The sequence below is a fragment of the Aeromonas sp. s9 genome (genome assembly GCF_040907765.1).
Taxonomy (GTDB): Bacteria; Pseudomonadota; Gammaproteobacteria; order Enterobacterales; family Aeromonadaceae; genus Aeromonas; species Aeromonas caviae.
Genome location: NZ_JBFOCK010000066.1, coordinates 111,841 through 138,418, shown reverse-complemented (window position 1 = coordinate 138,418; position 26,578 = coordinate 111,841). Strand labels below are relative to the sequence as shown.

Sequence of the window (26,578 nt, the reverse complement as noted above, 5' to 3'; positions counted from 1 at the left end):
TTGAAACCGTCCGAGCGCCGTAAGGCCCGCCATTGCGCCACCCAGGCCATCTACCAGTGGCAGATGACCCAGGCCAACGTGGGCGACATCGAAGAGCAGTTCAAGATCGATCAGGACACCAAGGGTGTGGACCTGAACTATTTCCGCGATCTGCTGTTCGGGGTAGCGGTCCACTGCAACGAGCTGGACAAGGTGTTCGCGCCTTTCCTCTCCCGTCCGCTGGAAGAAGTGGACATGGTGGACAAGGCGATCCTGCGTCTGGCGACCTACGAGCTGACCCGTCGTGAAGATGTGCCGCCGCGCGTGGTGATCAACGAAGCGATCGAGCTGGCCAAAGCCTTCGCCGCCGATGACAGCCACAAGTTTGTCAACGGCGTCCTGGACAAGGTGATCAAGACGCTGCCCAAGCGCTGATCCTGCTGTCCGTCAGCAATTAAGAGAGGAGCCAGCTTATTGCTGGCTTTTTACTGTATGGGTGAATTTGAGCTGATTGAGAAGTACTTCAAGGTCCCCCACGCCCGCAAGGACGTGGTGATGGGCCCTGGAGATGACTGTGCCCTGCTGACCCTGCCCCCCGACGCCCAGTTGGCGGTGAGCACGGACACCCTGGTGAGCGGCGTGCACTTCTTCCCCGACATGGATCCGGTGGATCTCGGCTACAAGGCGCTGGCGGTCAATCTCTCCGATCTGGCCGCCATGGGGGCCGAGCCGCGCTGGGTCTCCCTGGCCCTGACCCTGCCCGCCATCAACGAGCGTTGGGTCGCCGGTTTCGCCGAAGGGTTCCTCGAGCTCGCCGAGTACTACAACGTGGCGCTGGTGGGGGGAGACATGACCCGCGGGCCCCTCTCCATCACCGTCTCGGTGAAAGGATCGGTCCCGGCAGGTCGCGCCCTGATGCGCAGCGGCGCCAAGGCCGGTGACGGGGTCTACGTGACCGGCACCCTGGGGGATGCCGCCCTGGCGCTCTCCCACCTGCTGGGCAAGCGCACCCTCAACGAGAACCAGCTGGCGGCCGTGCTGCCGCGCCTCGACCATCCCCATCCCCGCATCCTGGCCGGTCAGGCCCTGCGCGGGCTGGCCAGCAGCGCCCTGGATCTCTCAGACGGCCTGGCTTCGGATCTCGGCCACATCCTCAAGGCGTCCGGCGTGCGGGCCCAGATCGATCTCAACCTGCTGCCCCTCTCCCCCGTGTTGCAGGATGCGGTGCCGGCCATGGATGCCTGGCAGCTGGCCCTGGCCGGGGGCGACGACTACGAGCTCTGCTTCACCGTGCCCCAGGAGCATCACGGTGCCCTGGACACGGCGCTGGCCAATTGTGGCGTGAAGTTCACCCGCATCGGTCGCATCCTGGTCGGGGAGCCTGGCATCGACTACCTGCAGGACGAACAACCCGTCGAACTGCACCTCAAGGGCTGGGATCACTTCGCATGATGTCTTTCAAGATAAAGCCCGAACTGACGCGGCTGAACCTTAAAAACCCGCTCCACTTTCTGGCGGTGGGGTTTGGCTCCGGCCTCTCCCCCAAGGCGCCGGGCACCATGGGGACCCTGGCAGCCATCCCGCTCTATCTGTTGGTGAGCGGGCTGTCGACCTCCTGGTTCATCGCCCTGCTGGTGGTGGGTTTCGTGGCGGGCATCCGCATCTGCCAGAGCGCCACCGACGCCATCGGGATGCCGGATCACGGGGCTATCGTCTGGGACGAGGTCATCGGATTCGGGGTCACCATGATTGCGGCCCCGGCCGGCTGGGAGTGGGTGCTGGCGGGTTTCGTGCTGTTTCGCCTGTTCGACGTGCTCAAGCCCTGGCCCATCTCCTGGTTCGATCGCCGCATTCACGGCGGGCTTGGCATCATGCTGGACGATCTCATCGCCGGCCTGTTCGCCCTGGCCTGCATGCAACTGCTTGCCCACTGGTGAGGGGAGGCGGCTCCCGAACGCCCGTCTCGTTGTTTTTTCACTCCTCTCCTCTTGCAAAGAGGTCGGATATACCGCACACGCAGGCCCTGAGGGGCCTGCGTTTTTTTGTATGCAATCCCTCCCGGCTTGCCGTGCCGGCGGGCCTGTGGCCCAGGTTGATCCTTCTGCATTGTCCCTATTTAGCTCTGCCTATTTTTCCTTACTCCGGATATGCTGCCGTCAAAAAATCATTTCACATAAATATTCACTACTCATTCGAAGCTCGCCAGCATAATGCTGATAGTGAATAAGATGGTTTGTTGCTATTTTGTTGAAACATAATTGGTTGATGGTCTCGCATTGCCAGCGTAATCTCTGGTAATGTGACTTTTATCGACATTTTAACCCCAGGGTGTCGGCATTCTCTGGGCAAAGTATTGCGAAATTGTATAACTGGATCATTTACACCTGCGGGCAAACCGACTAACTTACTCGCGGGTTATTCCAAAAAAATGCAAAAAACCCGCCCGGATCGCTGGTTTGGCTGCCTCATGGATTGAGCGTTAATTACACAAAAACGGCTCTCGAGCAGTACCAAGGCACAACCAGCATCTGCGGCTGATTTACGGACGAATTATTTGGGACGGATGTCCCCCGCAGAGGTAACCATGTCCTTGCTTGAAGTCAAAAACTTGCGGATCGAGTACCCCTCCCGCTACGGGGTGCTTGCCGCGGTCAAGGATCTCTCTTTTTCTGTTGAAAAGGGCGAGATCGTCGGCGTCGTCGGTGAGTCCGGCGCTGGCAAATCCACCATCGGCAACGCCGTCATCGATCTGTTGAGCCCGCCCGGTCGCATCGCCCGTGGTGACATCTACCTCAACGGCGAGCTCATCTCCGGCAAGAGCCAGAACGAGATGCGGGCCATTCGTGGCTCGCGTATCGGTTTCATCTTCCAGGATCCCATGACCTCCCTCAATCCGCTGTTCACCGTGGAGCAGCAGCTGGTGGAGACCATCCTCGCCAACACCGACCTGTCCCGCGAGGCGGCCTTTGCCAAGGCCCTCGAGCTGATGGGGGCGGTGGGGATCCCGAACCCGGACGTGCGCATCAAGCAGTATCCTCACCAGTTCTCCGGTGGCATGCGCCAGCGGGTAGTGATCGCCATCGCCCTCTCCGGGGATCCCGAGCTCATCATCGCCGATGAGCCGACCACGGCGCTGGACGTCTCCATCCAGGATCAGATCCTCCAGCTCATCCGCAACCTGTGCAAAGAGCGCCAGGTCGGCTGCATGCTGGTGACTCATGACATGGGGGTGGTCTCCAACGTTACCGACAAGGTGGCGGTGATGTACCGCGGCGATCTGGTGGAGTTCGGCACCACGGAACAGGTGCTGGGCCGCCCCAATCACCCCTATACCCGCAGCCTCATCTCGGCGGTTCCCCGCTCGGATGTCAAGCTGGTACGCTTCCCCCTGGTCTCCTATATCGAGGATGCCGGTGCGGCGGATACCAGCATCGATCTCAAGACCCACTGGCTCGGCCAGAGTCAGGACGAGCGCACCTATGAAGGCGCGCTGTTGCGGGTGGAGAACGTGGATCTGAAGTTCGTCACCAAGGATTCCATCTTCCCGAGCCGCCGCCAGTACGTGCGCGCCTGCAACAACATCAGCTTCGAGATCTTCGAGGGTGAGACTTTCGGTCTGGTGGGGGAGTCGGGCTCCGGCAAGTCCACCATCGCCCGTGCCATCACCGGGCTCTATCCGCCCGATACCGGCAAGATTGTCTTCGAGGGGATCGATCTCACCGCCCTGAAAGGGGAGCACGAGCGTCGCCCCCTGCGCCGCCAGATGCAGATGGTGTTCCAGAATCCCTACTCTTCGATGAACCCGCGCATGAAGGTGCGTGACATCATCGCCGAGCCGATCCGCTTCCACCGCCTCGCCGAGAGCGAGCGGCAGATAGAGCAGATCGTCGGGGACCTGCTGGATCACGTGGGCCTGGGCCGCGGCGCCGGGGTCAAGTATCCCCACGAGTTCTCCGGTGGTCAGCGCCAGCGCATCTCCATTGCCCGCGCCCTGGCGACCCGCCCGCGCTTCCTCATCTGCGACGAGCCCACCTCGGCGCTGGATGTCTCGGTGCAGGCCCAGATCCTCAACCTGCTCAAAGACTTGCAACAGGAGCTTGGGCTCACCATGCTGTTCATCAGTCACGATCTGCCGGTCATCCGCCAGATGTGCGACCGCATCGGTGTGATGCAGCACGGTCATCTGGTGGAAGTGGCCGAGACCGAGAAACTGTTCACCAATGCCGAGCATGAGTACAGCCGCAAGCTGATCTCCCTCATGCCGGAATTCAAGGGAATGTCCCGCGAGGGGCTGGAAATCGCAAGCTAGGAAAGCACCGGTTCGCCGGTTTGTCTGTCAATAAAAAGCCAAAAGCATGGAGAAAGACATGAAGAAAGGATTATCCAAGATCGCCATGGCGCTGTTCGCCGCTGGTCTCGCGTTCAACGTTTCTGCTGCCGACATCAAGGTCGCCGTCGCGTCCGACGCCACCTCGCTGGACCCGCAGGAGCAGCTCTCCGGTCAGACCCTGGAGATGTCTCACCTGGTGTTCGACCCCCTGATGCGTTACACCCAGGATCTGCAGTTCGAGCCGCGTCTGGCCGAGAAGTATGAGCGCATCGACGACAAGACCGTCCGTTTCCACCTGCGCAAGGGTGTGAAGTTCCACTCCGGCAACGACTTCACCGCCGATGACGTGGTATGGACCGTCAACCGTCTGAAGGCCTCCCCGGACTTCAAGGCGATCTTCGACCCCATCGCCGAAGCCAAGAAGGTGGATGATTTCACCGTGGATCTCGTCACCGCCAAGCCGTTCCCGCTGGTGCTGCAGACCGTCACCTACATCTTCCCGATGGACTCCAAGTTCTATAGCGGCAAGACAGAGGCGGGCAAGGACAAGGCCGAGATCGTGAAGAACGGTGATTCCTTCGCCTCCACCAATGTCTCCGGTACCGGTCCGTTCAGCGTCAAGTTCCGCGAGCAGGGCGTGAAGCTGGAATACGTGCGCAACGCCAACTACTGGGACAAGGCCTCCAAGGGCAACGTCGAAAACCTGACCGTGGTACCGATCAAGGAAGACGCCACCCGTGTTGCAGCCCTGCTGGGCGGCGACGTGGACATGATCTACCCGGTTGCCCCGAACGATCTGGAGCGCGTGAAGAACGGCAAGGATTCCCAGCTGGTCACCCTGTCCGGTACCCGTGCCATCATCATCGAGCTGAACCAGAACACCAACCCTGCGCTGAAAGACAAGCGCGTGCGTCAGGCGATCAACTACGCCATCAATCAGGTGGGCATCGTCGACAAGATCAACAAGGGCTTCGGTACCCCGGCCGGCCAGCTGAGCCCGAAAGGCTACGCAGGCTACAACGAGGCGCTCAAGCCCCAGTATGATCTGGCCAAGGCCAAGGAGCTGATGAAGGAAGCCGGTTACGAGAAGGGCTTCAAGATGAGCTTCATCTCCCCGGCTGCCCGCTACGTCAACGACGTCAAGATTGCCCAGGCCGTCTCCGCCATGCTGTCCAAGATCAACATCAAGGTGGATCTGAAGACCATGCCGGTGGCCCAGTACTGGCCGGAGTTTGACAAGTGCGCCGCTGACATGCAGCTGATCGGCTGGCACTCCGACACCGAAGACAGTGCGAACTTCTTCGAGTTCCTGACCTTCACCAAGGATGCCAAGACCGGCATGGGTCAGTACAACTGCGGCGGTTATGCCAACGCGGAAGCTGACAAGATGGTGATGGAAGCCAACACCGAGACCGATCCTGCCAAGCGTGCCGCCATCCTGCAGAAGGTGGAAGCCATGCTGATCGACGACGCTGCCTATGTGCCGCTGCACTGGGAAGACCTGGCCTACGGTGCCAAGAAGAACGTCGACATCAAGCCGGTGGTCAACGTGATGAACTTCCCTTATCTGGGTGACCTGGTGGTCAACAAGTAAGCGAAGCGTTTAAGGAAGGACCCGGCGGGGCACCCATGGTTGCCCCGCCATTAACAGAAGCCTGTGCCAAGACACAGGCCACGTAGAAGGACAAGCATGTTTACATTCCTGCTGAAACGGTTCTATCAGGCCGTGATAGTGATGTTCGTCATCAGCCTGGTCGCCTTCTCCATCCAGGACAACCTGGGGGATCCGCTGCGCGAGCTGGTGGGACAATCCGTCTCCGAGTCCGTGCGCCAGGAGCTGCGCGACAAGATGGGACTCAATGATCCCTTCCTCGTGAAATACAGCCGCTTCTTGAAGAACGCGGTACACGGGGATCTGGGCACTTCCTATTTCTTCAAGCGACCAGCCCTCGAGGTTATCCTCGACAAGCTGGTGGCTACCCTTGAGCTGGTGTTTGCCGCCGCGCTCATCATCGTCGTGGTCTCCATTCCGCTGGGGGTTTATTCGGCGATAAGACCGCGCAGCATCCTCACCAAGGTCATCATGGCGGTGAGCAGCATCGGCATCTCGATCCCGGTCTTCCTGACCGCCATCATGCTGATGTACCTCTTCTCCATCCAGCTGGGCTGGCTGCCGGCCTATGGCCGTGGCGAGACCTATAACCTGCTGGGCTGGGATTCGGGCTTCTTCACCTGGGACGGTATCCTGCACCTGGTGCTGCCTGCGGTCTCCCTCTCCTCCATCATGCTGCCGCTGTTCATCCGGCTGGTGCGCTCGGAGATGCTGGAGCAGCTCTCCTCCGAGTACGTCAAGTTTGCCCGTGCCAAGGGGCTGGACAACAACAAGGTCTACTACCAGCACGCCCTGAAGAACACCATGCTGCCGGTCATCACGGTGGGCGGTGTGCAGATCGGGACCATGGTGGCCTACACCATCCTGACCGAAAGTGTGTTCCAGTGGCCGGGGACCGGCTTCCTCTTCCTTGAGGCGATCCACCGTGTCGATACGCCGCTGATCACTGCCTACGTCATCTTCGTCGGCCTCATTTTCGTGGTGACCAATACCCTGGTCGACCTGCTCTACGGGTTGATCAACCCGACCGTCAACCTGACCGCCAAGGGGTAACAGATGACTAATGCTGTAACTGCAAGCCCAAGCCGTTGGGCACGCTTCAAAAATTCCGACATCGTCTACTACTTCCTGCGGGACAAGGTAGCCATGTTCAGCTTTGCGGTGTTTGTGGTCTTCGTGCTGGCGGCCCTGCTGGCACCCTGGATCGCACCGCACAACGTCTATGACCAGACCAGCTTCGATCTGATGGATGCGGAGCTGCCCCCCTCCTGGCTGGAAGGGGGCGAGGCCCGCTTCTGGCTCGGGACCGATAACCAGGGACGCGACATCTGGAGCACCATCCTCTATGGCGCCCGCATCTCGCTGACCATTGGTCTGTTCGCGGTGGGGCTGCAGCTGGTGCTCGGTATCGTCATCGGTCTGATGGCCGGTTACTTTGGTGGTCGCATCGACAACCTGCTGATGCGCTTTGCCGATGTGCAGCTGTCGTTCTCCACCATGATGGTGGCCATCATCATCTCCGCCATCTTCCAGGCGACCTTTGGCTCCGAGTTCTACTCGAAGTTCGCCATCCTGATGCTGGTGGTGATCATCGGTATCGCCGAGTGGCCCCAGTATGCCCGGACGGTGCGCGCCTCCGTGCTGGCGGAGAAGAAGAAGGAGTATGTTGAAGCGGCTCAGGTGATGGGGTTCCGCGCCCCGCGCATCATGTTCCGCCACATTCTGCCGAACTGCCTGTCGCCCATCTTGGTCATCTCCACCGTGCAGGTGGCGAACGCCATCATGAGCGAGGCGGCCCTCTCCTTCCTGGGTCTGGGGATGCCGGTTGATCAACCGTCCCTGGGGTCGCTCATCAGCGTGGGCTTCAACTACATCTTCTCCGGATCCTGGTGGATCACCGCCTTCCCGGGCCTCTGCCTGGTGGTGCTGGTGCTGGTGATCAACCTGCTGGGTGACTGGCTGCGGGATGTGTTCAACCCGAAGATCTACAAGGGCTGATAAACCTTTCCACGAACTGGCTGCGAGGCCGTGATCAAGGTTCATGTGCTGCTCGCTTATGTAGAACCAAGGAGTGCTCATGTATGTCTCGGTTCCTGAGCGGCTTGTAACCTTGTTGACGGCCTTCTCGCGACAGTATCTGAACAGGGTTGGTCTGGCACAGTGAATAACAAAAAAGGGCGCCATCAGGCGCCCTTTTTTATTGCTTGCGATAACCCTTGTCAGGCCTGCAGCCAGCTCTCGATGCGGGTCTGAATGCCCACGCTGTCCAGCCCCAGCAGGGCGTAGATCTCATCCTGGGTGCCCTGCTCGATGAAGCGGTCCGGCAGGCCGAGGTTGAGCACCGGTTTGCACTGCTTGCAGCCCATCAGCAGCTCGTTCACCGCAGAGCCTGCACCGCCCATGATGGCGTTGTCCTCGAGGGTGACGAACTGATCGTGGGAGGCGGCCAGAGAGAGCACCAGCGCCTCGTCCATGGGTTTGACGAAGCGCATGTCCACCAGGGTGGCATCCAGCGCCTCGGCGGCTGCTCTGGCCTGTTGCAGCAGGGTGCCGAACGCCAGGATGGCGGTCCCCTTGCCCTCGCGAACGACGCGTCCCTTGCCGAGGGGCAGGGCCTGCATCTCGCTCTCGGCCTGGATACCGGTGCCGCTGCCACGGGGGTAGCGCACCGCCACTGGCCCGTTGCACAGATAGCCGGTGTAGAGCATCTGGCGGCACTCGTTCTCGTCGGACGGGGTCATCACCACCATGTTGGGCACGGTGCGCAGGAAGCTGATGTCGAACGCCCCCTGATGGGTCGGGCCGTCGGCCCCCACCAGACCGGCCCGGTCGATGGCGAAGAGCACCGGCAGGTTCTGCAGCGCCACGTCGTGGATCAGCTGGTCATAGGCCCGTTGCAGGAAGCTCGAATAGATGGCGACCACGGGTTTCTGGTCGGCGATGGCGAGACCGGCGGCGAAGGTGACCGCATGTTGCTCGGCGATGGCCACGTCGAAGTAGCGATCCGGATATTGCTGGCTGAATTTCACCAGACCGGAGCCTTCGCGCATGGCGGGAGTGATGCCGACCACGCGCTCGTCCTTGGCGGCGATATCGCACAGCCACTGACCGAAGATGGCGGAGAAGGTGGGTTTGCCACCGGCACTCTTGGGCAGGGCACAGTCATCCGGGTTGAATTTGGGGACGGCGTGATAGCCGATGGGATCTTTTTCCGCCGGCTCGTAGCCCTTGCCCTTTTTGGTCTTGACGTGCAGCAGCTGGGGACCCTTGAGGTTGCGCATGTTGCGCAGGGTTTCGACCAGGGCATGGATGTCGTGACCGTCGATGGGGCCGATGTAGTTGAAGCCGAACTCCTCGAACAGAGTGCCGGGTACCACCATGCCCTTGAGGTGCTCCTCGGCCCGCTTGGCGAGCTCCTTGACCGGCGGCAGACCCGCCAGCACCTTCTTGCCCCCCTCGCGAATGGTGGTGTAGAGCTTGCCGGACATCAGCCTGGCGAGGTGATTGTTCAGGGCCCCCACGTTCTCGGAGATGGACATCTCGTTGTCGTTGAGCACCACCAGCATGTCCTTGTGGACGTCGCCGGCGTGATTGAGGGCCTCGAAGGCCATGCCGGCGGTGATGGCGCCATCACCGATGACCGCGACCACCTTGCGGCCAAGCCCTTCGCTCTCGGCCGCCACCGCCATGCCGAGCGCCGCCCCGATGGAGGTGCTGGAGTGGCCCACGCTGAGCACGTCGTACTCGCTCTCTTCCCGCCAGGGGAAGGGGTGCAGGCCATCTTTCTGGCGAATGGTGTGAATGCGCTCCCGTCTTCCGGTCAGGATCTTGTGGGGATAGGCCTGGTGGCCCACGTCCCACACCAGCCGATCGAAGGGGGTGTTGTAGACATAGTGCAGGGCGACCGTCAGCTCGACGGTGCCAAGGCCGGAGGCGAAGTGGCCGCTGGAGCGGCTCACCGAGCGCAGCAGATACTCGCGCAGCTCGTTGCACACCACGGGCAGCCGCTCGAAGGGGAGGGATCGCAAATCGACCGGCGTGTCCGCGAGGGCCAGGTTGGGGAAATCGCTAATATCAACGCTCATATTGTTACTGTTATCCAGCGTTTAGTGGGTTCGCTCGATGATGTAATCGGCAAACGCTTCCAGAATGTCGGTATTGTAGGGCAAGGATTGCAGGGCTGTTAAGGCCTTGTCATGCAGTTCGCGAGCCAGCTCACGGGCATTGTCGAGTCCGAGCAGGGCCGGATAGGTACTCTTTTCCAGCGCCAGATCCGAGCCTTGCGGCTTGCCCAGGGTGGCGGTATCGCCCGTGATGTCTAGGATGTCGTCCTGCACCTGGAAGGCGAGTCCGATGGCGGCGGCATAGGTTTGCAGGGCGATGAGGGTGGCGGGTTCCACGTCAGCCTTGCACAGGGCGCCGAGGGTCACGGCGCACTCGATGAGGGCCCCGGTCTTGTGGCGGTGCACCTGCTCCAGCTCGGCGAGGCTGATCCGGCGCCCTTCGGCGTCCATATCCAGTGCCTGACCGCCACACATGCCGAGATAGCCGGACGCGCGGGCCAGGGCACTCAGCATCCGCACCCGGTTGGCCATCAATGTATCGGGCATGGGGTGGTCGGCCAGAATGGAAAACGCCAGGGTCTGCAGGGCATCGCCCGCCAGGATGGCAGTGCCTTCATCGAAGGCCTTGTGTACGGTGGGCTGACCACGACGCAGGTCGTCGTCATCCATGGCGGGCAGGTCGTCGTGCAGGAGGGAGTATGCGTGAATGCACTCCACGGCGGCGGCGGGGCCATCCAGCAGTTCGCTCTTGACGCCCAGCATCTCGCCGACGGCATAGACCAGGAAGGGGCGCACCCGTTTTCCACCGAGCAGCAGGCCGTATTTCATCGCGTCCCGCAGACGTGGCGCCATGGCGGGCAGGGCGTCAAGCTGTGCCGAGAGGCAATCGTCGATGCGGCGCCGATGCAGGCGGGAGAAATCGTCCAGGGTCACTCACTCCTCTCCTTGTTCTGCTCGAAAAGGGACCGCTTGCTCGCTGCCATCGGCCTGGGTCAGGAGGATCTGGATCTTCTGTTCGGCCTGTTCCAGCTTCTGCTGGCCGGCGCGCACCAGATGGATGCCCTGTTCGAATTGTTTGAGTGCCTCCTCGAGGGGGAGCGAGCCCTGTTCGAGTTGATGCACTATGGTTTCCAGCTCTTCCAGGGTGGCATCAAAACTCAGACGGTCGATTTTTTTACTGGCCATGTCCATCCTCGGGGATTGAAAAAAACGGCTCATCTTAACATCGACCGGCCACAGGGGGGAGGCAGAAAACGCGGCGTCCTCAAACTATCCTGACCCTGGCCGATAATAACGGGCATGCAACCACGCATTGCCGATCGGCGATTGCGGTGTGCCGGACTTGCTGCCGGGGACGCAATAGCAGAAAATTCAACGCAATATAATTAGACGGCACGTTCGGCGACAGGAGTAGGGATGTGGATTTAGGGAGTCTGATAGGCTTAGTGCTGGGGTTCGGGGTCGTAGTGTACGGCATGTTGCTGGGCGGCCCCATGAGCATGTATGTGGACATGCCATCGGTCTACATCACCATACTGGGGTCCGTGTTCATCTGCATGATGAAATTCAACCTCGGTCAGTTTCTGATGGCCTTCAAGGTCGCGGGCAAGGCCTTCATGTACAAGGGGGACAAGCTCGACGATCTCATCACCAAGGCGGTGGAACTGGCGGATGCGGCCCGCAAGGGGGGCTTTCTGGCCCTGGAGGCGGCGGAGATCCCCAATACCTTCATGAAGAAGGGCATCGACATGCTGGTGGACGGCCATGATGCCGACGTGGTGCGTGCGGTGATGGAGAAGGACATCGAACTGACGTCCGAGCGTCACGCCACGGCCATCAAGGTGTTCCGCTCCCTGGGGGATCTCGGTCCGGCCATGGGCATGATCGGTACCCTGGTGGGGTTGGTGGCCATGCTGGCCAACATGAGCGACCCCAAATCCATCGGTCCGGCCATGGCGGTGGCCTTGCTGACGACCCTGTATGGCGCCATCGAGGCCAACATGATTGCCATCCCCATCGCGGACAAGCTAGAACTGCGCAGCGGCGAGGAACAGTTGAGCCGCACCCTGATCCTCGACGCCATCATGGGGATCCAGGATGGACAGAACCCGAGGGTGATCCAGGCCATGTTGCAGAACTACCTGAATCAGTCCAAACGCAACAACGGGACCGAATAGGAGCGCACAGATGGCAAAGTGCAAGTGCCCGCCTCCCGGATTGCCCGGTTACATGGGAACCTTCGCGGATCTCATGTCTCTGCTGATGTGCTTCTTCGTGCTCTTGCTCTCCTTTGCCGAGATGGATGTGCAGAAGTTCAAGCAGATCGCCGGTTCCATGGAGAAGGCGTTCGGGGTGCAGAACATCCTGGAGGTCAAGGATATCCCCAAGGGAACCTCCGTCATCGCCCAGGAGTTTCGTCCTGGTCGCCCCGAGCCGACGCCTATTGACACCATCATGCAGCAGACCATCGACATGACCCAGACCGAGCTGGATTTCCAGCCTGGGGATGCGGACAAGGCGGGCGGACATGACAAGACCGAAGGTCAGCAGAGCGGTGGCGATACCGCCCAGGAGGCCCAGAAGGCGCAGGAACAGTCCAACACCCTGGCCAAGGCACTGGCGGAGCAGATGCAGGCCCAGATCCAGGATGGGGCCATCGAGATAGAGGCGCTGGGTCAGCAGATCATCATTCGCATTCGTGAGAAAGCGGCGTTCCCGGCGGGATCCGCCTTTCTGCAACCCCAGTTCTGGCCGGTGATCCGCAAGGTGGCTGCGCTGCTCAAGGATGTGCCGGGGGAGATCACCGTCTCCGGCCACACCGACAATGTGGCCACCGAGGACGAGTTGTTCCAGTCCAACTGGGAGCTTTCATCCCAGCGGGCGGTGGCGGTTGCCCACCAGATGATCAAGGTGCCCGGTTTTGACGGCAATCGTCTGGTGGTGCAAGGGATGGCGGATTCCCAGCCGCTGGTGCCCAACAATAGCCCGGAGAATCGGCGCATGAACCGACGTGTCGAGATCGCCATCATGCAGGGCAAACCGACGGTGTCGGCTCCGCTTGGCGTCTCGGAATCCAAGTAACGCTGGCCCAAAGCGGGATCCCGCTCGCAGGGGCTGACATGGATTTTGTGGCGGCTTCATATTAAGATGCCCCATCCGAACCGACAGCTGCGGCTCTCTTTTGATTGCCGCAGCTTCTCTTTATAAAGCAACCCAGGTTTCGACTATGAATCATACTCCGATGACTGTTCGCGGCGCTGAAAAGCTGCGTCAAGAGCTCGATTATCTCAAGACCGAGCTGCGTCCCCAGATTATCGAAGCGATTGCTGATGCCCGTGAACATGGCGATCTGAAAGAAAATGCCGAATACCATGCCGCCCGCGAGCAGCAGGGTTTCTGTGAAGGCCGCATTCAGGAAATCGAAGGCAAGCTCTCCAATGCCCAGATTATCGATGTCACCAAGATTGCCAACAATGGCCGTGTCATCTTCGGCGCAACCGTGACCCTGCTCAAAAGTGAAACGGAAGAGGAAGTGATCTACCGCATCGTGGGAGACGACGAGGCGGACATCAAGCAGAACATGATTTCCGTGAACTCCCCCATTGCCCGAGCCCTGATCGGCAAGGAAGTGGATGACGTTGCCATCGTCAAGACGCCGGGTGGCGATGTGGAGTACGAGATCCTGGAAGTTGCCTATCTCTGATTGAACGTCGGGGAAAGAGACAGGGGAGCCGGGCTCCCCTGTTGTCTTTAGTCACCCTGATAGGCCTGGACGAAGGCGTCCTGGTGGCGCTGGAAGAGCCAGTCCCGCAATTGTTCCTGATCCTCCTTGCCCAGCCGGAACTGGACGGCCCAGTCATGGCGATGTGGATTGGCATCCACGTGCCTGACGAGGGTGCCTGTCATGGCCAAGGGAGGGAGATCCTCGATGCGAAGGTATCCGCCAAGTGGATCTCCCTTGGCAAAGGCGTCCGGCAAGCCGGCCACGATGAGACCTCCAAGGGAGAGGCTGTATACCTCGTACTCCGCGTCTTCGGTGCAAAGCACGGCCTTTTCGTCGAGTCGCCAGGCGCGCAGATGGGGCGAACCCAGCTCGGTAATGGTCGGCGCGGCGATGCGCAGCTCGGCGTGGCCCTCCTCTGCCTGGGTGCAGTGGAGCGGGAAACGCAATTGGTAGCCGGCGATGCGGGCTTCGAGTGTCAGGGGCTTGGCTCGCTGCAACAGGCTTTGGAGAGGAAGGGGCAGGGTGCCGCGTAGGTATTGGCTGGTGGCAATGTCTTCATCGTTTCCCAGGTCCCGCAGCATGGCCAGTTCTTCATCGGTGAGGAGCTGATGCTTGTCCATAGTGGGTGTCCACGGCTATTCATCGCAGGTTAAGGGCCTGGCAACTATTTTGGCAAGCGACTTGGGAAGAAGGGAAATGAAGGAAAGAGCGAATGCTCTTTCCTGTTACTTGCGCGGCAACTGGATCTTGGGCTCTTTGGCCTGACGGTAGATGGTCAGTACATGGCCCATGCTCTGTACCTTGATGGCGCCGGTCTCGCGAACGATGGCATCCATCACCAGCTGTTTCATCTCACGATCTTCAGACGCAACCTTAACCTTGATCAGCTCGTGGTGGTTCAGCGCCAGATCGATCTCGGCCAGCACCCCTTCGGTCAGACCGTGTTGTCCCAGCAGGACGACCGGCTTCAGACTGTGGGCCAGGCCCTTGAGGTACTGTTTCTGTTTATTGTTGAGAATCATGGCAATTTCTTCATAAGTCAGGGTTGAAAGGGGCGTATTCTACCCCCACTTAGCCCTTAATACTAATAACCCTTGTGGTTTTTTAAAGTCGACAATCATGACCCAGAAAAAACGTTCCCCCAGTTCAACCCGCTGGTTAAAAGAACATTTCGACGACCAATACGTCAAGAAAGCCCAGAAGTTGGGACTGCGCTCTCGCGCCGTTTTCAAGATCGACGAGATCCAGGGCAAAGACCGGCTGCTCAAGCCGGGGATGACGGTAGTGGACCTGGGGGCTGCTCCCGGTGGCTGGTCCCAATTTGCTATCGACCAGGTCGGTGACAAGGGGCGCGTCATTGCGTGTGATATTTTGCCGATGGATTCCATTGCCGGTGTCGATTTCCTGCAAGGGGACTTTCGGGAGGAAACTGTACTCGGCGCCTTGCTGGAGCGAGTCGGCCCCGACAAGGTGGATGTCGTCATGTCCGACATGGCGCCCAACATGAGCGGTACCCAGCAGGTGGATCAAGCCCGTGCCATGTACCTGGTGGAACTGGCGCTGGACATGTGCAATCAGGTCCTGAGCAGTAATGGCAGTTTTGTAGTCAAGGTGTTCCAGGGGGAAGGGTTTGATGCCTATCTCAATGAAATACGTAGACTTTTCTCTGTCGTCAAGATTCGAAAACCAGACTCGTCCCGTGCTCGTTCACGAGAAGTCTACATTGTGGCTACCGGTTTTAAACTGTAGTACCCTAACCCTCATCGTTAACTGTCAGTCTGCGAGGTCATTGATTTGAGTGACATGGCGAAAAACCTAATCCTGTGGCTGGTCATCGCCGTCGTGCTGATGTCGGTGTTCAATAGCTTCAGCCCCAGCGATACCACCAGTCGCCAGCTGGACTATTCCAGCTTCGTGAAAGAAGTGACCCAGGAGCAGATCCGTGAAGTGCGGATGGATGGCAAGGTCATCAATGGCGTCAAGCGCACCGGTGAACGTTTCACCACCATCATTCCTGCGCCGGATCCCCAACTGCTCAACGACATGCTCAACCATAACGTCAAAGTGATGGGTGAGAAGCCGGAAGAACCGTCCCTGATCACGTCCATCTTCATCTCCTGGTTCCCGATGCTGTTGCTGATCGGTGTCTGGGTCTTCTTCATGCGTCAGATGCAGGGCGGCGGCGGCAAGGGTGCCATGTCGTTCGGCAAGAGCAAGGCTCGCCTGATGAGCGAAGATCAGATCAAGACTACCTTCGCCGACGTAGCCGGTTGTGACGAGGCAAAGGAAGAGGTCAAGGAGCTGGTCGACTATCTGCGTGACCCGACCAAATTCCAGAAGCTGGGTGGCAAGATCCCGACCGGCGTCCTGTTGGTAGGTCCTCCCGGTACCGGTAAGACCCTGCTGGCCAAAGCCATTGCAGGCGAGGCCAAGGTGCCGTTCTTCACCATTTCAGGTTCGGACTTCGTGGAAATGTTTGTGGGTGTCGGTGCCTCCCGTGTGCGTGACATGTTCGAACAGGCCAAGAAATCCTCCCCCTGCATCATCTTCATTGATGAGATCGATGCGGTCGGTCGCCAGCGTGGCGCCGGTCTGGGTGGTGGTCACGACGAACGTGAGCAGACCCTGAACCAGATGCTGGTTGAAATGGATGGTTTTGAAGGTAATGAGGGCATCATCGTCATCGCCGCCACCAACCGTCCCGACGTACTGGATCCTGCGCTGCTGCGTCCAGGTCGTTTCGACCGCCAGGTCGTGGTCGGCTTGCCGGATGTTCGCGGTCGTGAGCAGATCCTGAAAGTGCACATGCGCAAGGTACCGCTGGCGGATGACGTCAATCCGGCGCTGATTGCCCGTGGTACCCCTGGTTTCTCCGGTGCCGATCTGGCCAACCTGGTGAACGAGGCTGCCCTCTTCTCTGCTCGCGAGAGCCGCCGAGTGGTCTCCATGCTGGAGTTCGAAAAGGCGAAGGACAAGATCATGATGGGGGCGGAACGTCGCTCCATGGTGATGAAAGAGTCCGAGAAGGAGATGACGGCCTATCACGAAGCGGGTCACGCCATCATTGGTCGCGTGGTGCCGGATCATGACCCTGTCTACAAGGTCTCCATCATTCCGCGCGGCCGTGCGCTGGGTGTGACCATGTACTTGCCGGAGCAGGACCGCTGGAGCCACTCCAAGCAGCATCTGGAGTCCATGATCTCCAGCCTGTATGGCGGTCGTCTGGCGGAAGAGTTGATCTACGGTGCCGAGAAGGTATCGACCGGTGCATCCAACGACATCGAACGTGCCACCGACATCGCTCGCAAGATGGTCACCCAGTGGGGCATGTCCGAGCGTCTCGGCCCCATGCTTTACGCAGAAGAGGATGGTGAAGTCTTCCTCGGCCGCAGCATGGCCAAGGCCAAGCACATGTCTGACGATACCGCCCGCATCATCGATGCAGAGGTCAAGCAGGTCATCGATCGCAACTACGATCGTGCCAAGCAGATCCTGCTGGACAACATGGATGTGCTGCACACCATGAAAGATGCATTGATGAAGTACGAGACCATCGATGCCAAGCAGATCGATGATCTGATGGCGCGTCGCGAGGTCCGTGCTCCCAGCAACTGGCATGATGAGCATGGTGACACCCCGCAAGGTGGTGCCAGCGTGAACAACGGGCCGGAGGCCAAGGCGCCGGCTGAAGAGGGCAGTGCACCTCTGAGTGACATCGACAAGGCGAACGATGTCCCGGCCAAATAAGTTACTATGATACAAACCCCGGGCTTGCCCGGGGTTTTTCTTTGCACGAAGAGTTTGCCGCTCTTGTTGGAGGTAGTTAAAGCAATGCAGTTAATCAGCAAGGGACGTTCCCTTTCTCTCGACCGTCCCCATGTCATGGGCATTCTCAATGTGACGCCGGACTCCTTTTCAGATGGTGGCCGCTTCAAGCAGATCGATCTGGCGTTGGGTCATGCCCGCGACATGGTGGCCGATGGGGCCACCCTTATCGATATAGGCGGCGAGTCGACCCGCCCGGGCGCCCCCGACGTGAGCGAGCAGGAGGAGCTGGACAGGGTCATCCCCGTGGTGGAGCGCATGGTCTCCGAGCTGGATGTGATGATCTCCCTCGATACCTCCAAGGCGATTGTCATGCGGGAGGGTTGTGCTGCAGGTGGTCACCTCATCAATGATGTCCGCGCTCTGCAAGAGCCGGGAGCGCTGGGCGCGGCGGCCGAGGCTGGCGTACCGGTATGCCTCATGCACATGCAGGGGCAGCCCCGTACCATGCAGGTGGAGCCGCACTATGACGATTTGCTGGGGGAGGTGAGAGCCTTCTTTGACGAGCGGATTGCCGCTTGTCTGGGGGCTGGTATCCCGCGTGAGCATCTGGTACTGGATCCAGGCTATGGCTTTGGCAAGACGCTGGCGCACAACTATCAGCTGCTGGCACAGCAGGCGTCACTGCTCGATTACCAACTTCCGCTCTTGGTGGGCATGTCACGAAAGTCTATGATAGGCAACCTGCTTGACCGCCCGGTAGCCGAGCGGTTGGCTGGTAGTCTGGCCTGTGCCCTGATCGGGTTGCAACATGGCGCCAGGATCATCCGGGTGCACGACGTGCGGGCCACCATGGATGTCTTGCGTACAGGCTGGATGACCATGACGGGACAAGATTTCATATCCAAATAGAAAAACGAGAAACAGACAATGACCAGAAAGTACTTCGGCACCGACGGCGTGCGCGGCAAGGTGGGTGAATACCCGATCACCCCGGATTTCGTCATGAAACTCGGCTGGGCCGCCGGCAAGGTGCTCTCCAAGAAAGGGACCAAGAAGGTGCTGATCGGCAAGGATACCCGTATCTCCGGTTATATGCTGGAGTCGGCACTGGAGGCGGGGCTCTCCGCCGCCGGTCTCAAAGCCATACTGATGGGACCCATGCCCACCCCGGCGGTTGCCTACCTGACTCGCACCTTCCGTGCCGAAGCCGGCATCGTCATCAGTGCATCCCACAACCCCTATTACGACAACGGCATCAAGTTCTTCTCCGCCGACGGCACCAAGCTGCCCGATGATGTCGAGCTGGCCATCGAAGCCGAGCTCGACAACGAACTCAAGTGCGTGGAGTCCGCGGAGCTTGGCAAGGCGCAGCGCATCGATGATGCGGCTGGTCGCTACATCGAATTCTGCAAGAGCACCTTCCCCTCCAATCTGAGCCTGGAAGGGCTGAAAATGGTGGTGGATTGCGGTCATGGTGCCACCTACCACATCGCCCCTTCCGTCTTCCGCGAGCTGGGTGCCGAAGTCATCGCCATCGGCTGCAGCCCGGATGGGCTCAACATCAATGACGGCGTCGGTTCCACCGCACCGGAGGCGCTGGCCGCCAAGGTCCAGGAATGCAAGGCAGATCTCGGCGTCGCCTTCGACGGTGATGGCGACCGTCTGGTGATGGTGGACAGCACTGGTTACATCATCGACGGGGATGAGATCCTCTACATCATCGCCCGGGATGCCCTGCGCCATGGCCGCCTCAAGGGGGGTGTGGTGGGCACCCTGATGGCTAACATGGGGTTGGAGCTGGCACTTCAGACCCTGGGCATCCCCTTTGCCCGTGCCAAGGTGGGTGACCGCTACGTGCTTGAGATGATGAACGAGAAGGGCTGGCGCATCGGGGGCGAAAACTCCGGTCACATCATCTGCCTGGATCAGACCACCACGGGGGATGGTATCGTCGCCGCTCTGCAGGTGCTGACGGCCATGCGCAGTGCCGAGATGCCGCTGGCCACACTGCGTTCGGGCATGAGCAAGTTCCCGCAAGTGCTGGTCAATGTGCGCTTCGCCGAAGGCAAGGATCCGCTCACATCGGACGCCGTTCAGCAGGAAGTGGCGACAGTGGAGCAGGAACTGGCCGGCCGTGGCCGGGTGCTGCTGCGCAAATCCGGCACCGAGCCCCTGATCCGGGTCATGGTCGAAGGTGAACACGAACAGCAGGTGCGCGATATGGCAGAGCGCATCGCCAAACAGGTCGAATCGGCGTTTTAATGAACAACCAAGGCGGCTTTTTAGTCGCCTTGGTTGTATCTTGTTCAAACGATTCGAAAATTTGAAAATAGCACTTGTCAGCTGAGCATCCTCTGGATATTATCAGCCCCGCTTTCGCAAGGGAGTTGCCGATGGGACATCGCAAGCCGTTTGTAGCAGCCAACTGGAAGTTACACGGTAGTAGGTCGCAGTTAGAGCAGTTTACGAGTCAGTGCACAGAACGCATTGATGAAGACGTAGATGTGGTCTTGTGTCCATCCCATGTGCATATCGGTTTCACGGCCGAACTGCTCGGTGAGCAGGGAAGAGTGAAGCTGGGGGCTCAGAACGTGAGTCAGCACAGACAGGGCGCTTATACGGGTGAAATCTCGTGTGAGATGCTGGTCGAGGCAGGTTGCCGATATGTACTTGTTGGCCACTCCGAGCGCAGGCGTCTCTTTGGTGAGACCAGTTTTATCGTCGCAGAGAAGTTTGCGGCAGTCAGAGCAGCAGGTCTGATACCCATACTTTGTTTGGGTGAGTCAGGAGCAGCGAGGCAGGCAAGAAGAACCTTCGAGGTGATTGCCGAGGAACTGGACATCGTCATAGAGAAAAATGGCGCGATGGCTTTCGATAATGCTATCATCGCCTACGAGCCAATCTGGGCTGTAGGTACAGGTAAATGCGCCACACCCGAGCAGGCACAAGAGGTTCATTCCTTTATTCGCAGTCGCTTGGCGGAGGATACTCCGGTAATAGGTGAGAAAGTCAGAATCATCTATGGTGGGAGCGTGACACCGGCCAATGCACAAGATTTGTTTGCGCAGCCCGATATTGATGGCGGTCTGATAGGCAGGGCAAGTCTTGATGGCGAGGCGTTTTTAGGAATAGTTGAAGCGGCAAAGGGTGCAAGTTAAATGTACGAGATTCTTTTGGTCGTTTATCTGCTGGTATCGCTGGCTCTGATTGGTCTGGTGATGATTCAGCAAGGTAAAGGGGCTGATATGGGCGCCTCATTCGGCGCAGGGGCATCGAACACAGTGTTCGGCTCCGGTGGTTCAGGCAGCTTCCTGACCCGCACAACAGCGATTTTGGCTACTCTGTTTTTCTTGATTAGTCTGGTTCTGGGTTCCATGTCCAGCAACAAGGTCAAGCAGGGTAGTGAATGGGAAAATCTGCAACAGACTCAACAAGTTGAGCAGAGCAAAGCGCCAGTGAAGAAAGATACTGACGTTCCCGAATAAGAGTTTTGCCGTGGTGGTGGAATTGGTAGACACGCTATCTTGAGGGGGTAGTGCTCTAGGGTGTGCGGGTTCGAGTCCCGCCCACGGCACCAATTAAGCAGTGAACCCGGGTAACCGGGATGTTATAGCCGCTGAGTCTTGTCTCACGAGAGTGAAGTGGCTATAATCTCGCACGATTTCGGACGCGGGGTGGAGCAGCATGGTAGCTCGTCGGGCTCATAACCCGAAGGTCGTCGGTTCAAATCCGGCCCCCGCAACCAAATTTCACGCATTTCCTACGCTCAGGAAGGCGGTCGCTGCGAGGCGACAATCAGGGTAAAGCGCCAAGCCCCGATTTGACATCGGGGCTTTTTGTTATGTGCAATTTACTCTGAATCTATTTCTATCTGGGCTATATGCCCTTTTTTCGTTTTTCGGAGGGTGACTTTGGCTACGTTGGAACAACGTTTGACCGATCTGCTCGAGGCTCCGGTCGTTGCCTTGGGTTTTGAACTGTGGGGTATCGAGTTTATCCGTGCGGGTAAGCACTCGACCTTGCGCGTTTTCATCGACTCGGAGCAAGGCGTGACGGTGGAAGACTGTGCCGAGGTGAGCCGCCAGGTCGGCGCCATCATGGATGTCGAAGATCCCATCACCGAGGAGTACTACCTTGAGGTGTCTTCCCCGGGTCTGGATCGTCCACTGTTCAAGGTCGCCCAGTTCGAAAAATACGTTGGCCAGGAGGCGGCGGTAACGCTTCGGATGGCAACAAACAACCGCCGCAAGTTCAAAGGCGTAATCAAAGCCGTGCAGGGGGACATGATCACTCTGACGGTAGATGGTAAGGACGAGGTGTTGGCTTTCACCAATATCCAAAAAGCGAACATAGTGCCGAACTTTGGTTAACGAGGCTATCGGATATGAATAAAGAGATTTTGCTGGTCGTTGACGCTGTGTCCAACGAGAAGGCTGTCCCCCGCGAGAAGATTTTCCAGGCTCTGGAGACTGCGCTGGCGACTGCGACCAAGAAAAAATACGAAGGCGAGATTGAAGTGCGTGTCGAGATCGATCGCAAGACCGGTGACTACGACACCTATCGCCGTTGGGTCGTGGTGGCCGATCAGGCTTCCATGGAGAACCCGTACGGGGAAATCACCCTCGAAGCCGCTCAGATCGAGCAGCCGGATATCCAGATCGGCGACTATGTTGAAGACCAGATTGACTCTGTGACCTTCGACCGTATCACCACCCAGACCGCCAAGCAGGTCATCGTGCAGAAAGTGCGCGAGGCTGAGCGTTCCCAAATCGTTGACCAGTTCAAGGACAAGGAAGGCACCATCATCAGCGGCGTGGTCAAGAAGAGCAACCGCGACAACGTGATCCTGGATCTGGGCAGCAATGCCGAAGCCGTGATCTTCCGTGACGACATGCTGCCCCGTGAGACCTTCCGTCCCGGCGACCGTATCCGTGGCCTGCTCTACGCCGTGCGTCCGGAAGCCCGTGGTTCCCAGCTGTTCGTCAGCCGCTCCAGCCCGGACTTCCTGAAAGAGCTGTTCCGCATCGAAGTGCCGGAAATCGGCGAAGAGATGATCGAAATCATGGGCGCCGCCCGTGATCCGGGTTCCCGCGCCAAGATCGCGGTGAAGACCAACGATCGTCGTATTGACCCGATCGGTGCCTGTATCGGCATGCGTGGTGCCCGCGTTCAGGCCGTCTCCGCCGAGCTGAGCGGTGAGCGTGCCGACATCGTGCTGTACGATGACAACCCGGCCCAATACGTGATCAACGCCATGGCGCCAGCCGATGTGGCCTCCATCATTGTCGATGAAGACAACCACACCATGGACATCGCCGTGGAAGCAGCCAACCTGGCCCAGGCCATCGGCCGCAACGGTCAGAACGTACGTCTGGCCTCCCAGCTGACCGGTTGGGAACTGAACGTGATGACCGTCGAGGACATGCGTGCCAAGCACCAGGCCGAGAACGACCGCATCCTGACGCTGTTCACCAGCACCCTCGACATCGACGACGATTTCGCCGGCCTGCTGATGGAAGAGGGCTTCTCCACCCTGGAAGAGATCGCCTTCGTCCCGGTCAACGAGCTGCTGGCCATCGACGGTCTGGATGAAGACATGGTCGAAGAGCTGCGCAAGCGTGCCAAGGATGCCCTGACCACCAAGGCCCTGGCCAAAGAAGAATCCTTTGAAGGCGTCGAGCCTTCCGAAGAACTGCTCAATCTCTCCGGTCTCGGTCGTGAAATGGCCTATGCCCTGGCCGCTCGCGGCGTCGGCACCCTGGAAGATTTGGCAGAGCAAGGTATCGATGACCTTGCCGACATCGAAGAGTTGACCGCCGAGAAGGCAGGTGAGCTCATTATGGCTGCTCGCAATATCTGTTGGTTCGGAGAAGAGCAGTCTGAATAAGGTCAAACGGAGGAAAATGAATGGCAGAAGTATCAGTTAAGCAACTTGCCACTGACATCGACACGCCGGTTGATCGTCTTCTCCAGCAGTTTGTCGATGCCGGCATCGTGAAGAGCAAGGCCGACGACATGGTCAGCGAGTCTGAGAAACAGACTCTGCTGGCACATCTGAAGAAACAGCATGGAGGTGACGAGGTCACCGCACCTGCTCGCATGACCTTGCAGCGCAAGACCAAGAGCACTCTGAGTGTTCAGGGGACTGGTGGCAAGAACAAGGAAGTGCAGGTAGAAGTGCGCAAGTCTCGCACCTATGTAAGACGCTCGGCGCTGGAAGATGAACAGCGCCAGGCGGAAGCCGAGGAAACAGCGCGTTTGGAAGCAGAAGAAAAAGCTCGTCGCGAGGCCGAAGAGAAGGCCCGCCTCGACGCTGAAGAGAAGGCTCGCCGTGAGGCTGAGCAGGCTCGTCGTGAAGCTGAGGAAAAGGCGCGGATCGAGGCACAACAGAAGGCTCGACAGGCTCAACAGCCCGCCAAAGCAGCCGGTAGCACAGCTCAGCAAGAGGCAGAAAAGATGGCCAAGCGCGAAGCAGAAGAACTGAAGCGCCAACAGGAACAGACAGCTTTGCAAAAAGCTGAAGAACTCGCCGCGAAGAAAGCCGAAGAGGCTCGCATCATGGCGGAACAGAATGCGGCCCGCTGGGCTGAAGAAGAAGCGGCTCGCGCCAAAGAGAGCAGCGATTACCATCTGACCACCAACAAGCACGCGCAAGCGGCCGAAGATGAGTTGGATCGTAAGGAAGAGACCAGCCGTCGCACGGCTGCCGCTGCCAAGGCGCCGAAGAAAGTCGGCCGTCGCGAAGACGACCGCAATGACCGCAACTCCCGCGATCCCCGTGCCCGCAAAGGCAAGCGTGGCAAGATGGCCATGCCGAACGCCATGAAACACGGCTTCAACAAGCCGGCTGCCGTGGTCAACCGTGACGTCGTCATCGGCGAGACCATCACAGTGGCGGAGCTTGCCAACAAGATGGCCGTCAAGGGCGTTGAAGTCATCAAGGTGATGATGAAGATGGGTGCCATGGCTACCATCAACCAGGTGATCGACCAGGAGACCGCTCAGCTGGTCGCCGAGGAGATGGGTCACAAGGTAGTGCTGCGTCGTGAGAACGAGCTGGAAGAGGCGGTACTGTCCGATCGTGACGAAACCTCCGAAGCCAAGCCGCGCGCGCCGGTCGTGACCATCATGGGTCACGTCGATCACGGCAAGACCTCGCTGCTGGACTATATCCGTAAAGCCAAGGTCGCCGCAGGCGAAGCCGGTGGCATTACCCAGCACATCGGTGCGTACCACGTACAGACCGACAGCGGGATGATCACCTTCCTGGATACCCCGGGTCACGCGGCGTTTACCTCCATGCGTGCTCGCGGTGCCAAGGCGACCGACATCGTTGTTCTGGTTGTTGCAGCTGACGACGGCGTGATGCCGCAAACCATCGAAGCTATCCAGCACGCCAAGGCGGCCGGTGTGCCGCTGGTTGTTGCGGTGAACAAGATCGACAAGCCTGAAGCGGATCCGGATCGCGTCAAGACCGAGCTGGCCCGTTACAACGTCATGTCCGAAGACTGGGGTGGCGATTGCCAGTTCGTGCACGTCTCCGCCAAGTCTGGCGAAGGCATCGACGACCTGCTGGAAGCCATCCTGATCCAGGCCGAAGTCCTGGAGCTGAAAGCGGTGGTTGACGGCATGGCCAACGGCGTCGTGATCGAATCCTTCCTGGATAAAGGTCGTGGTCCGGTTGCCACCGTGCTGGTACAGGAAGGTACTCTGCGTCAGGGCGACATCGTGCTGTGCGGTCTCGAATACGGCCGGGTGCGCGCCATGCGTGACGAACTGGGTCGCGAGATCAAAGAAGCAGGTCCCTCTCTGCCAGTGGAAATTCTGGGTCTGTCCGGCGTTCCCTCTGCCGGTGACGAAGCCACGGTCGTGCGTGACGAGAAGAAAGCCCGTGAAGTGGCGCTCTACCGTCAGGGCAAGTTCCGCGAAGTCAAGCTGGCTCGCCAGCAGAAGGCCAAGCTGGAAAACATGTTCGCCAACATGACCGAGGGCGAAGTGTCCGAAGTGAACGTGGTGATCAAGGCCGATGTACAAGGCTCTGTGGAAGCGATCTGCGATGCGCTGGTCAAACTCTCCACCGACGAAGTGAAGGTGAAGATCGTGGGTTCCGGCGTAGGTGGCATCACCGAAACCGACGCGACCCTGGCCGCGGCTTCCAGCGCCATTCTGGTGGGCTTCAACGTCCGTGCCGACGCTTCTGCGCGCAAGGTCATCGAATCCGAGAGCCTGGATCTGCGTTACTACTCCGTCATCTATGACCTGATCGACGAAGTGAAGCAGGCCATGAGCGGCAAGCTGGCTCCTGAGTATCGTCAGGAGATCATCGGTCTGGCTGAAGTGCGTAGCGTCTTCAAGTCGCCGAAGTTCGGCGCTGTTGCCGGCTGTATGGTTACCGAAGGTGTGGTCAAGCGTTCCAACCGCATTCGCGTTCTGCGTGACAACGTGGTTATCTATGAAGGCGAGCTGGAATCCCTGCGCCGCTTCAAGGATGACGTCAACGAAGTTCGCAACGGCTACGAGTGTGGTATCGCGGTCAAGAACTACAACGACGTGCGCGAAGGCGACCAGATCGAGGTGTACGAGACTGTTGAAATTCAACGGACTCTGTAAGCCGAGCGTTAGACAAAATAGGGGGCCGCGGCCCCCTTTTATCGCAGGATAGAATATGGCCAGAGAATTCAGCCGGACCCGTCGGGTCGGACAGCAGATCCAGCGTGAAATCGCGCTGATCCTGCAGCGCGAGGTGAAAGACCCGCGCATCGGCATGGTGACCGTCTCCGACGTGGAGGTCTCCAAGGACCTCAACTATGCCAAGGTTTATGTCACCTTCTTGCAACTGGAGAATGACGCCGAGCGCATCAAGGAAGGGCTCAAGGGCCTGACCGAGGCTGCCGGTTACATCCGCAGCCTGCTGGGTAGCGCCATGCGTCTGCGGGTGGTGCCCGAGCTGCGTTTCTACTACGACCAGACCCTGGTCGAGGGGATGCGCCTCTCCAACCTGGTGACCAACACTGTGCGTGAAGACAAGCGTCGCATGACTGAAGCCGGTCGTGACGAAGAGCAATCCGCACCGGATGACACGACTGAGGATAACGCCTGAG

The 26,578-nt window shown here is 59.2% G+C and carries 25 protein-coding genes and 2 tRNA genes; 22 read left to right on the top strand and 5 right to left on the bottom strand.

Going from position 1 to position 26,578, the window contains the following annotated elements:
- The 7 genes from nusB to AB5Y54_RS12810 all read left to right on the top strand — a co-directional run bounded on the left by nusB (position 1) and on the right by AB5Y54_RS12810 (position 7,919).
- The gene (nusB, locus tag AB5Y54_RS12840; protein ID WP_010675390.1) at positions 1-414 is read left to right on the top strand and encodes a transcription antitermination factor NusB; all 414 of its coding nucleotides are present in this window, start codon (positions 1-3) and stop codon (positions 412-414) included.
- A gap of 57 nt (positions 415-471) precedes the next feature.
- Positions 472-1,431: a thiamine-phosphate kinase gene (gene thiL, locus AB5Y54_RS12835; RefSeq protein WP_109112126.1), complete on the top strand. Its 960-nt coding sequence runs from the start codon at positions 472-474 to the stop codon at positions 1,429-1,431.
- Entirely contained in the window at positions 1,428-1,916 is a 489-nt protein-coding gene (locus tag AB5Y54_RS12830; protein WP_109112127.1) for a phosphatidylglycerophosphatase A, read from the top strand. Before thiL ends, AB5Y54_RS12830 begins: the two co-directional genes overlap by 4 nt.
- A gap of 647 nt (positions 1,917-2,563) precedes the next feature.
- A complete protein-coding gene (locus AB5Y54_RS12825) occupies positions 2,564-4,288 on the top strand; it encodes an ABC transporter ATP-binding protein (protein ID WP_010675387.1) in 1,725 nt (574 codons plus the stop codon).
- 58 nt (positions 4,289-4,346) lie between these two features.
- Complete coding sequence (locus AB5Y54_RS12820) at positions 4,347-5,903, top strand: ABC transporter substrate-binding protein (protein ID WP_010675386.1); 1,557 nt, start codon at positions 4,347-4,349, stop codon at positions 5,901-5,903.
- Between the two features lie 96 nt (positions 5,904-5,999).
- A complete protein-coding gene (locus tag AB5Y54_RS12815; RefSeq protein WP_201921277.1) occupies positions 6,000-6,974 on the top strand; it encodes an ABC transporter permease in 975 nt (324 codons plus the stop codon).
- Between the two features lie 3 nt (positions 6,975-6,977).
- Entirely contained in the window at positions 6,978-7,919 is a 942-nt protein-coding gene (locus AB5Y54_RS12810) for an ABC transporter permease (RefSeq protein ID WP_029314771.1), read from the top strand.
- A gap of 221 nt (positions 7,920-8,140) precedes the next feature.
- Here the strand turns inward: AB5Y54_RS12810 and dxs are convergent, their stop codons facing one another.
- Genes dxs through xseB form a run of 3 tightly spaced genes read right to left on the bottom strand, consistent with a single transcriptional unit; the run spans position 8,141 to position 11,170 of the window.
- A complete protein-coding gene (gene dxs / locus AB5Y54_RS12805; RefSeq protein WP_010675383.1) occupies positions 8,141-10,006 on the bottom strand; it encodes a 1-deoxy-D-xylulose-5-phosphate synthase in 1,866 nt (621 codons plus the stop codon).
- A 21-nt stretch (positions 10,007-10,027) separates the two neighbouring features.
- Positions 10,028-10,918: a (2E,6E)-farnesyl diphosphate synthase gene (gene ispA / locus AB5Y54_RS12800; protein WP_324034137.1), complete on the bottom strand. Its 891-nt coding sequence runs from the start codon at positions 10,916-10,918 to the stop codon at positions 10,028-10,030.
- On the bottom strand, positions 10,919-11,170 hold the full coding sequence (xseB, locus tag AB5Y54_RS12795) for an exodeoxyribonuclease VII small subunit (protein ID WP_010675381.1): 252 nt from the start codon (positions 11,168-11,170) through the stop codon (positions 10,919-10,921).
- Between the two features lie 233 nt (positions 11,171-11,403).
- Here xseB and pomA point away from each other — a divergent pair, with 233 nt between their 5' ends.
- The 3 genes from pomA (at position 11,404) to greA (ending at position 13,688) form a co-directional block, all read left to right on the top strand.
- On the top strand, positions 11,404-12,162 hold the full coding sequence (pomA, locus tag AB5Y54_RS12790; RefSeq protein ID WP_029314770.1) for a flagellar motor protein PomA: 759 nt from the start codon (positions 11,404-11,406) through the stop codon (positions 12,160-12,162).
- A gap of 10 nt (positions 12,163-12,172) precedes the next feature.
- Entirely contained in the window at positions 12,173-13,066 is an 894-nt protein-coding gene (locus AB5Y54_RS12785; protein WP_042878323.1) for a flagellar motor protein MotB, read from the top strand.
- A gap of 145 nt (positions 13,067-13,211) precedes the next feature.
- A complete protein-coding gene (gene greA / locus AB5Y54_RS12780) occupies positions 13,212-13,688 on the top strand; it encodes a transcription elongation factor GreA (RefSeq protein WP_045525791.1) in 477 nt (158 codons plus the stop codon).
- A gap of 47 nt (positions 13,689-13,735) precedes the next feature.
- Here the strand turns inward: greA and AB5Y54_RS12775 are convergent, their stop codons facing one another.
- The gene (locus AB5Y54_RS12775; protein WP_109112129.1) at positions 13,736-14,329 is read right to left on the bottom strand and encodes a PilZ domain-containing protein; all 594 of its coding nucleotides are present in this window, start codon (positions 14,327-14,329) and stop codon (positions 13,736-13,738) included.
- 105 nt (positions 14,330-14,434) lie between these two features.
- A complete protein-coding gene (gene yhbY / locus AB5Y54_RS12770) occupies positions 14,435-14,731 on the bottom strand; it encodes a ribosome assembly RNA-binding protein YhbY (protein ID WP_010675376.1) in 297 nt (98 codons plus the stop codon).
- Between the two features lie 97 nt (positions 14,732-14,828).
- Here yhbY and rlmE point away from each other — a divergent pair, with 97 nt between their 5' ends.
- The 12 genes from rlmE (at position 14,829) to rbfA (ending at position 26,577) form a co-directional block, all read left to right on the top strand.
- Complete coding sequence (gene rlmE / locus AB5Y54_RS12765) at positions 14,829-15,458, top strand: 23S rRNA (uridine(2552)-2'-O)-methyltransferase RlmE (RefSeq protein WP_010675375.1); 630 nt, start codon at positions 14,829-14,831, stop codon at positions 15,456-15,458.
- Between the two features lie 45 nt (positions 15,459-15,503).
- Entirely contained in the window at positions 15,504-17,456 is a 1,953-nt protein-coding gene (gene ftsH / locus AB5Y54_RS12760) for an ATP-dependent zinc metalloprotease FtsH (RefSeq protein WP_041212504.1), read from the top strand.
- Between the two features lie 84 nt (positions 17,457-17,540).
- Positions 17,541-18,386 carry a dihydropteroate synthase gene (folP, locus tag AB5Y54_RS12755; protein WP_128313236.1) on the top strand — a complete coding sequence of 282 codons (846 nt, stop codon included), beginning with the start codon at positions 17,541-17,543 and terminating at the stop codon, positions 18,384-18,386.
- 18 nt (positions 18,387-18,404) lie between these two features.
- Positions 18,405-19,739 carry a phosphoglucosamine mutase gene (gene glmM / locus AB5Y54_RS12750; protein WP_201984951.1) on the top strand — a complete coding sequence of 445 codons (1,335 nt, stop codon included), beginning with the start codon at positions 18,405-18,407 and terminating at the stop codon, positions 19,737-19,739.
- A 131-nt stretch (positions 19,740-19,870) separates the two neighbouring features.
- Positions 19,871-20,635 (top strand): triose-phosphate isomerase, encoded by a 765-nt coding sequence (tpiA, locus tag AB5Y54_RS12745; RefSeq protein ID WP_041215672.1) that lies wholly within the window; start codon positions 19,871-19,873, stop codon positions 20,633-20,635.
- Positions 20,636-20,962, top strand: coding sequence for a preprotein translocase subunit SecG (gene secG, locus AB5Y54_RS12740; protein ID WP_010633113.1), 327 nt, complete (start codon positions 20,636-20,638; stop codon positions 20,960-20,962).
- Between the two features lie 7 nt (positions 20,963-20,969).
- A tRNA-Leu gene (locus tag AB5Y54_RS12735) sits at positions 20,970-21,054 on the top strand.
- Between the two features lie 91 nt (positions 21,055-21,145).
- Positions 21,146-21,222, top strand: a tRNA-Met gene (locus AB5Y54_RS12730).
- A gap of 166 nt (positions 21,223-21,388) precedes the next feature.
- Entirely contained in the window at positions 21,389-21,847 is a 459-nt protein-coding gene (gene rimP, locus AB5Y54_RS12725) for a ribosome maturation factor RimP (RefSeq protein ID WP_010675370.1), read from the top strand.
- 14 nt (positions 21,848-21,861) lie between these two features.
- Entirely contained in the window at positions 21,862-23,364 is a 1,503-nt protein-coding gene (nusA, locus tag AB5Y54_RS12720) for a transcription termination factor NusA (protein WP_201984949.1), read from the top strand.
- A gap of 20 nt (positions 23,365-23,384) precedes the next feature.
- Entirely contained in the window at positions 23,385-26,087 is a 2,703-nt protein-coding gene (infB, locus tag AB5Y54_RS12715; RefSeq protein WP_043153231.1) for a translation initiation factor IF-2, read from the top strand.
- Positions 26,088-26,142: 55 nt separating this feature from the next.
- Entirely contained in the window at positions 26,143-26,577 is a 435-nt protein-coding gene (gene rbfA / locus AB5Y54_RS12710) for a 30S ribosome-binding factor RbfA (protein WP_010675366.1), read from the top strand.
- Position 26,578: the final 1 nt, after the last annotated feature.

Coding starts and splice junctions, on each gene's coding strand:
- thiL (WP_109112126.1), top strand. CDS start 472: ATGGGTGAATTTGAGCTGATTGAGAAGTACTTCAAGGTCCCCCACGCC.
- AB5Y54_RS12830 (WP_109112127.1), top strand. CDS start 1,428: ATGATGTCTTTCAAGATAAAGCCCGAACTGACGCGGCTGAACCTTAAA.
- AB5Y54_RS12825 (WP_010675387.1), top strand. CDS start 2,564: ATGTCCTTGCTTGAAGTCAAAAACTTGCGGATCGAGTACCCCTCCCGC.
- AB5Y54_RS12820 (WP_010675386.1), top strand. CDS start 4,347: ATGAAGAAAGGATTATCCAAGATCGCCATGGCGCTGTTCGCCGCTGGT.
- AB5Y54_RS12815 (WP_201921277.1), top strand. CDS start 6,000: ATGTTTACATTCCTGCTGAAACGGTTCTATCAGGCCGTGATAGTGATG.
- AB5Y54_RS12810 (WP_029314771.1), top strand. CDS start 6,978: ATGACTAATGCTGTAACTGCAAGCCCAAGCCGTTGGGCACGCTTCAAA.
- dxs (WP_010675383.1), bottom strand. CDS start 10,006: ATGAGCGTTGATATTAGCGATTTCCCCAACCTGGCCCTCGCGGACACG.
- xseB (WP_010675381.1), bottom strand. CDS start 11,170: ATGGCCAGTAAAAAAATCGACCGTCTGAGTTTTGATGCCACCCTGGAA.
- AB5Y54_RS12785 (WP_042878323.1), top strand. CDS start 12,173: ATGGCAAAGTGCAAGTGCCCGCCTCCCGGATTGCCCGGTTACATGGGA.
- greA (WP_045525791.1), top strand. CDS start 13,212: ATGAATCATACTCCGATGACTGTTCGCGGCGCTGAAAAGCTGCGTCAA.
- AB5Y54_RS12775 (WP_109112129.1), bottom strand. CDS start 14,329: ATGGACAAGCATCAGCTCCTCACCGATGAAGAACTGGCCATGCTGCGG.
- yhbY (WP_010675376.1), bottom strand. CDS start 14,731: ATGATTCTCAACAATAAACAGAAACAGTACCTCAAGGGCCTGGCCCAC.
- rlmE (WP_010675375.1), top strand. CDS start 14,829: ATGACCCAGAAAAAACGTTCCCCCAGTTCAACCCGCTGGTTAAAAGAA.
- folP (WP_128313236.1), top strand. CDS start 17,541: ATGCAGTTAATCAGCAAGGGACGTTCCCTTTCTCTCGACCGTCCCCAT.
- glmM (WP_201984951.1), top strand. CDS start 18,405: ATGACCAGAAAGTACTTCGGCACCGACGGCGTGCGCGGCAAGGTGGGT.
- tpiA (WP_041215672.1), top strand. CDS start 19,871: ATGGGACATCGCAAGCCGTTTGTAGCAGCCAACTGGAAGTTACACGGT.
- secG (WP_010633113.1), top strand. CDS start 20,636: ATGTACGAGATTCTTTTGGTCGTTTATCTGCTGGTATCGCTGGCTCTG.
- nusA (WP_201984949.1), top strand. CDS start 21,862: ATGAATAAAGAGATTTTGCTGGTCGTTGACGCTGTGTCCAACGAGAAG.
- infB (WP_043153231.1), top strand. CDS start 23,385: ATGGCAGAAGTATCAGTTAAGCAACTTGCCACTGACATCGACACGCCG.
- rbfA (WP_010675366.1), top strand. CDS start 26,143: ATGGCCAGAGAATTCAGCCGGACCCGTCGGGTCGGACAGCAGATCCAG.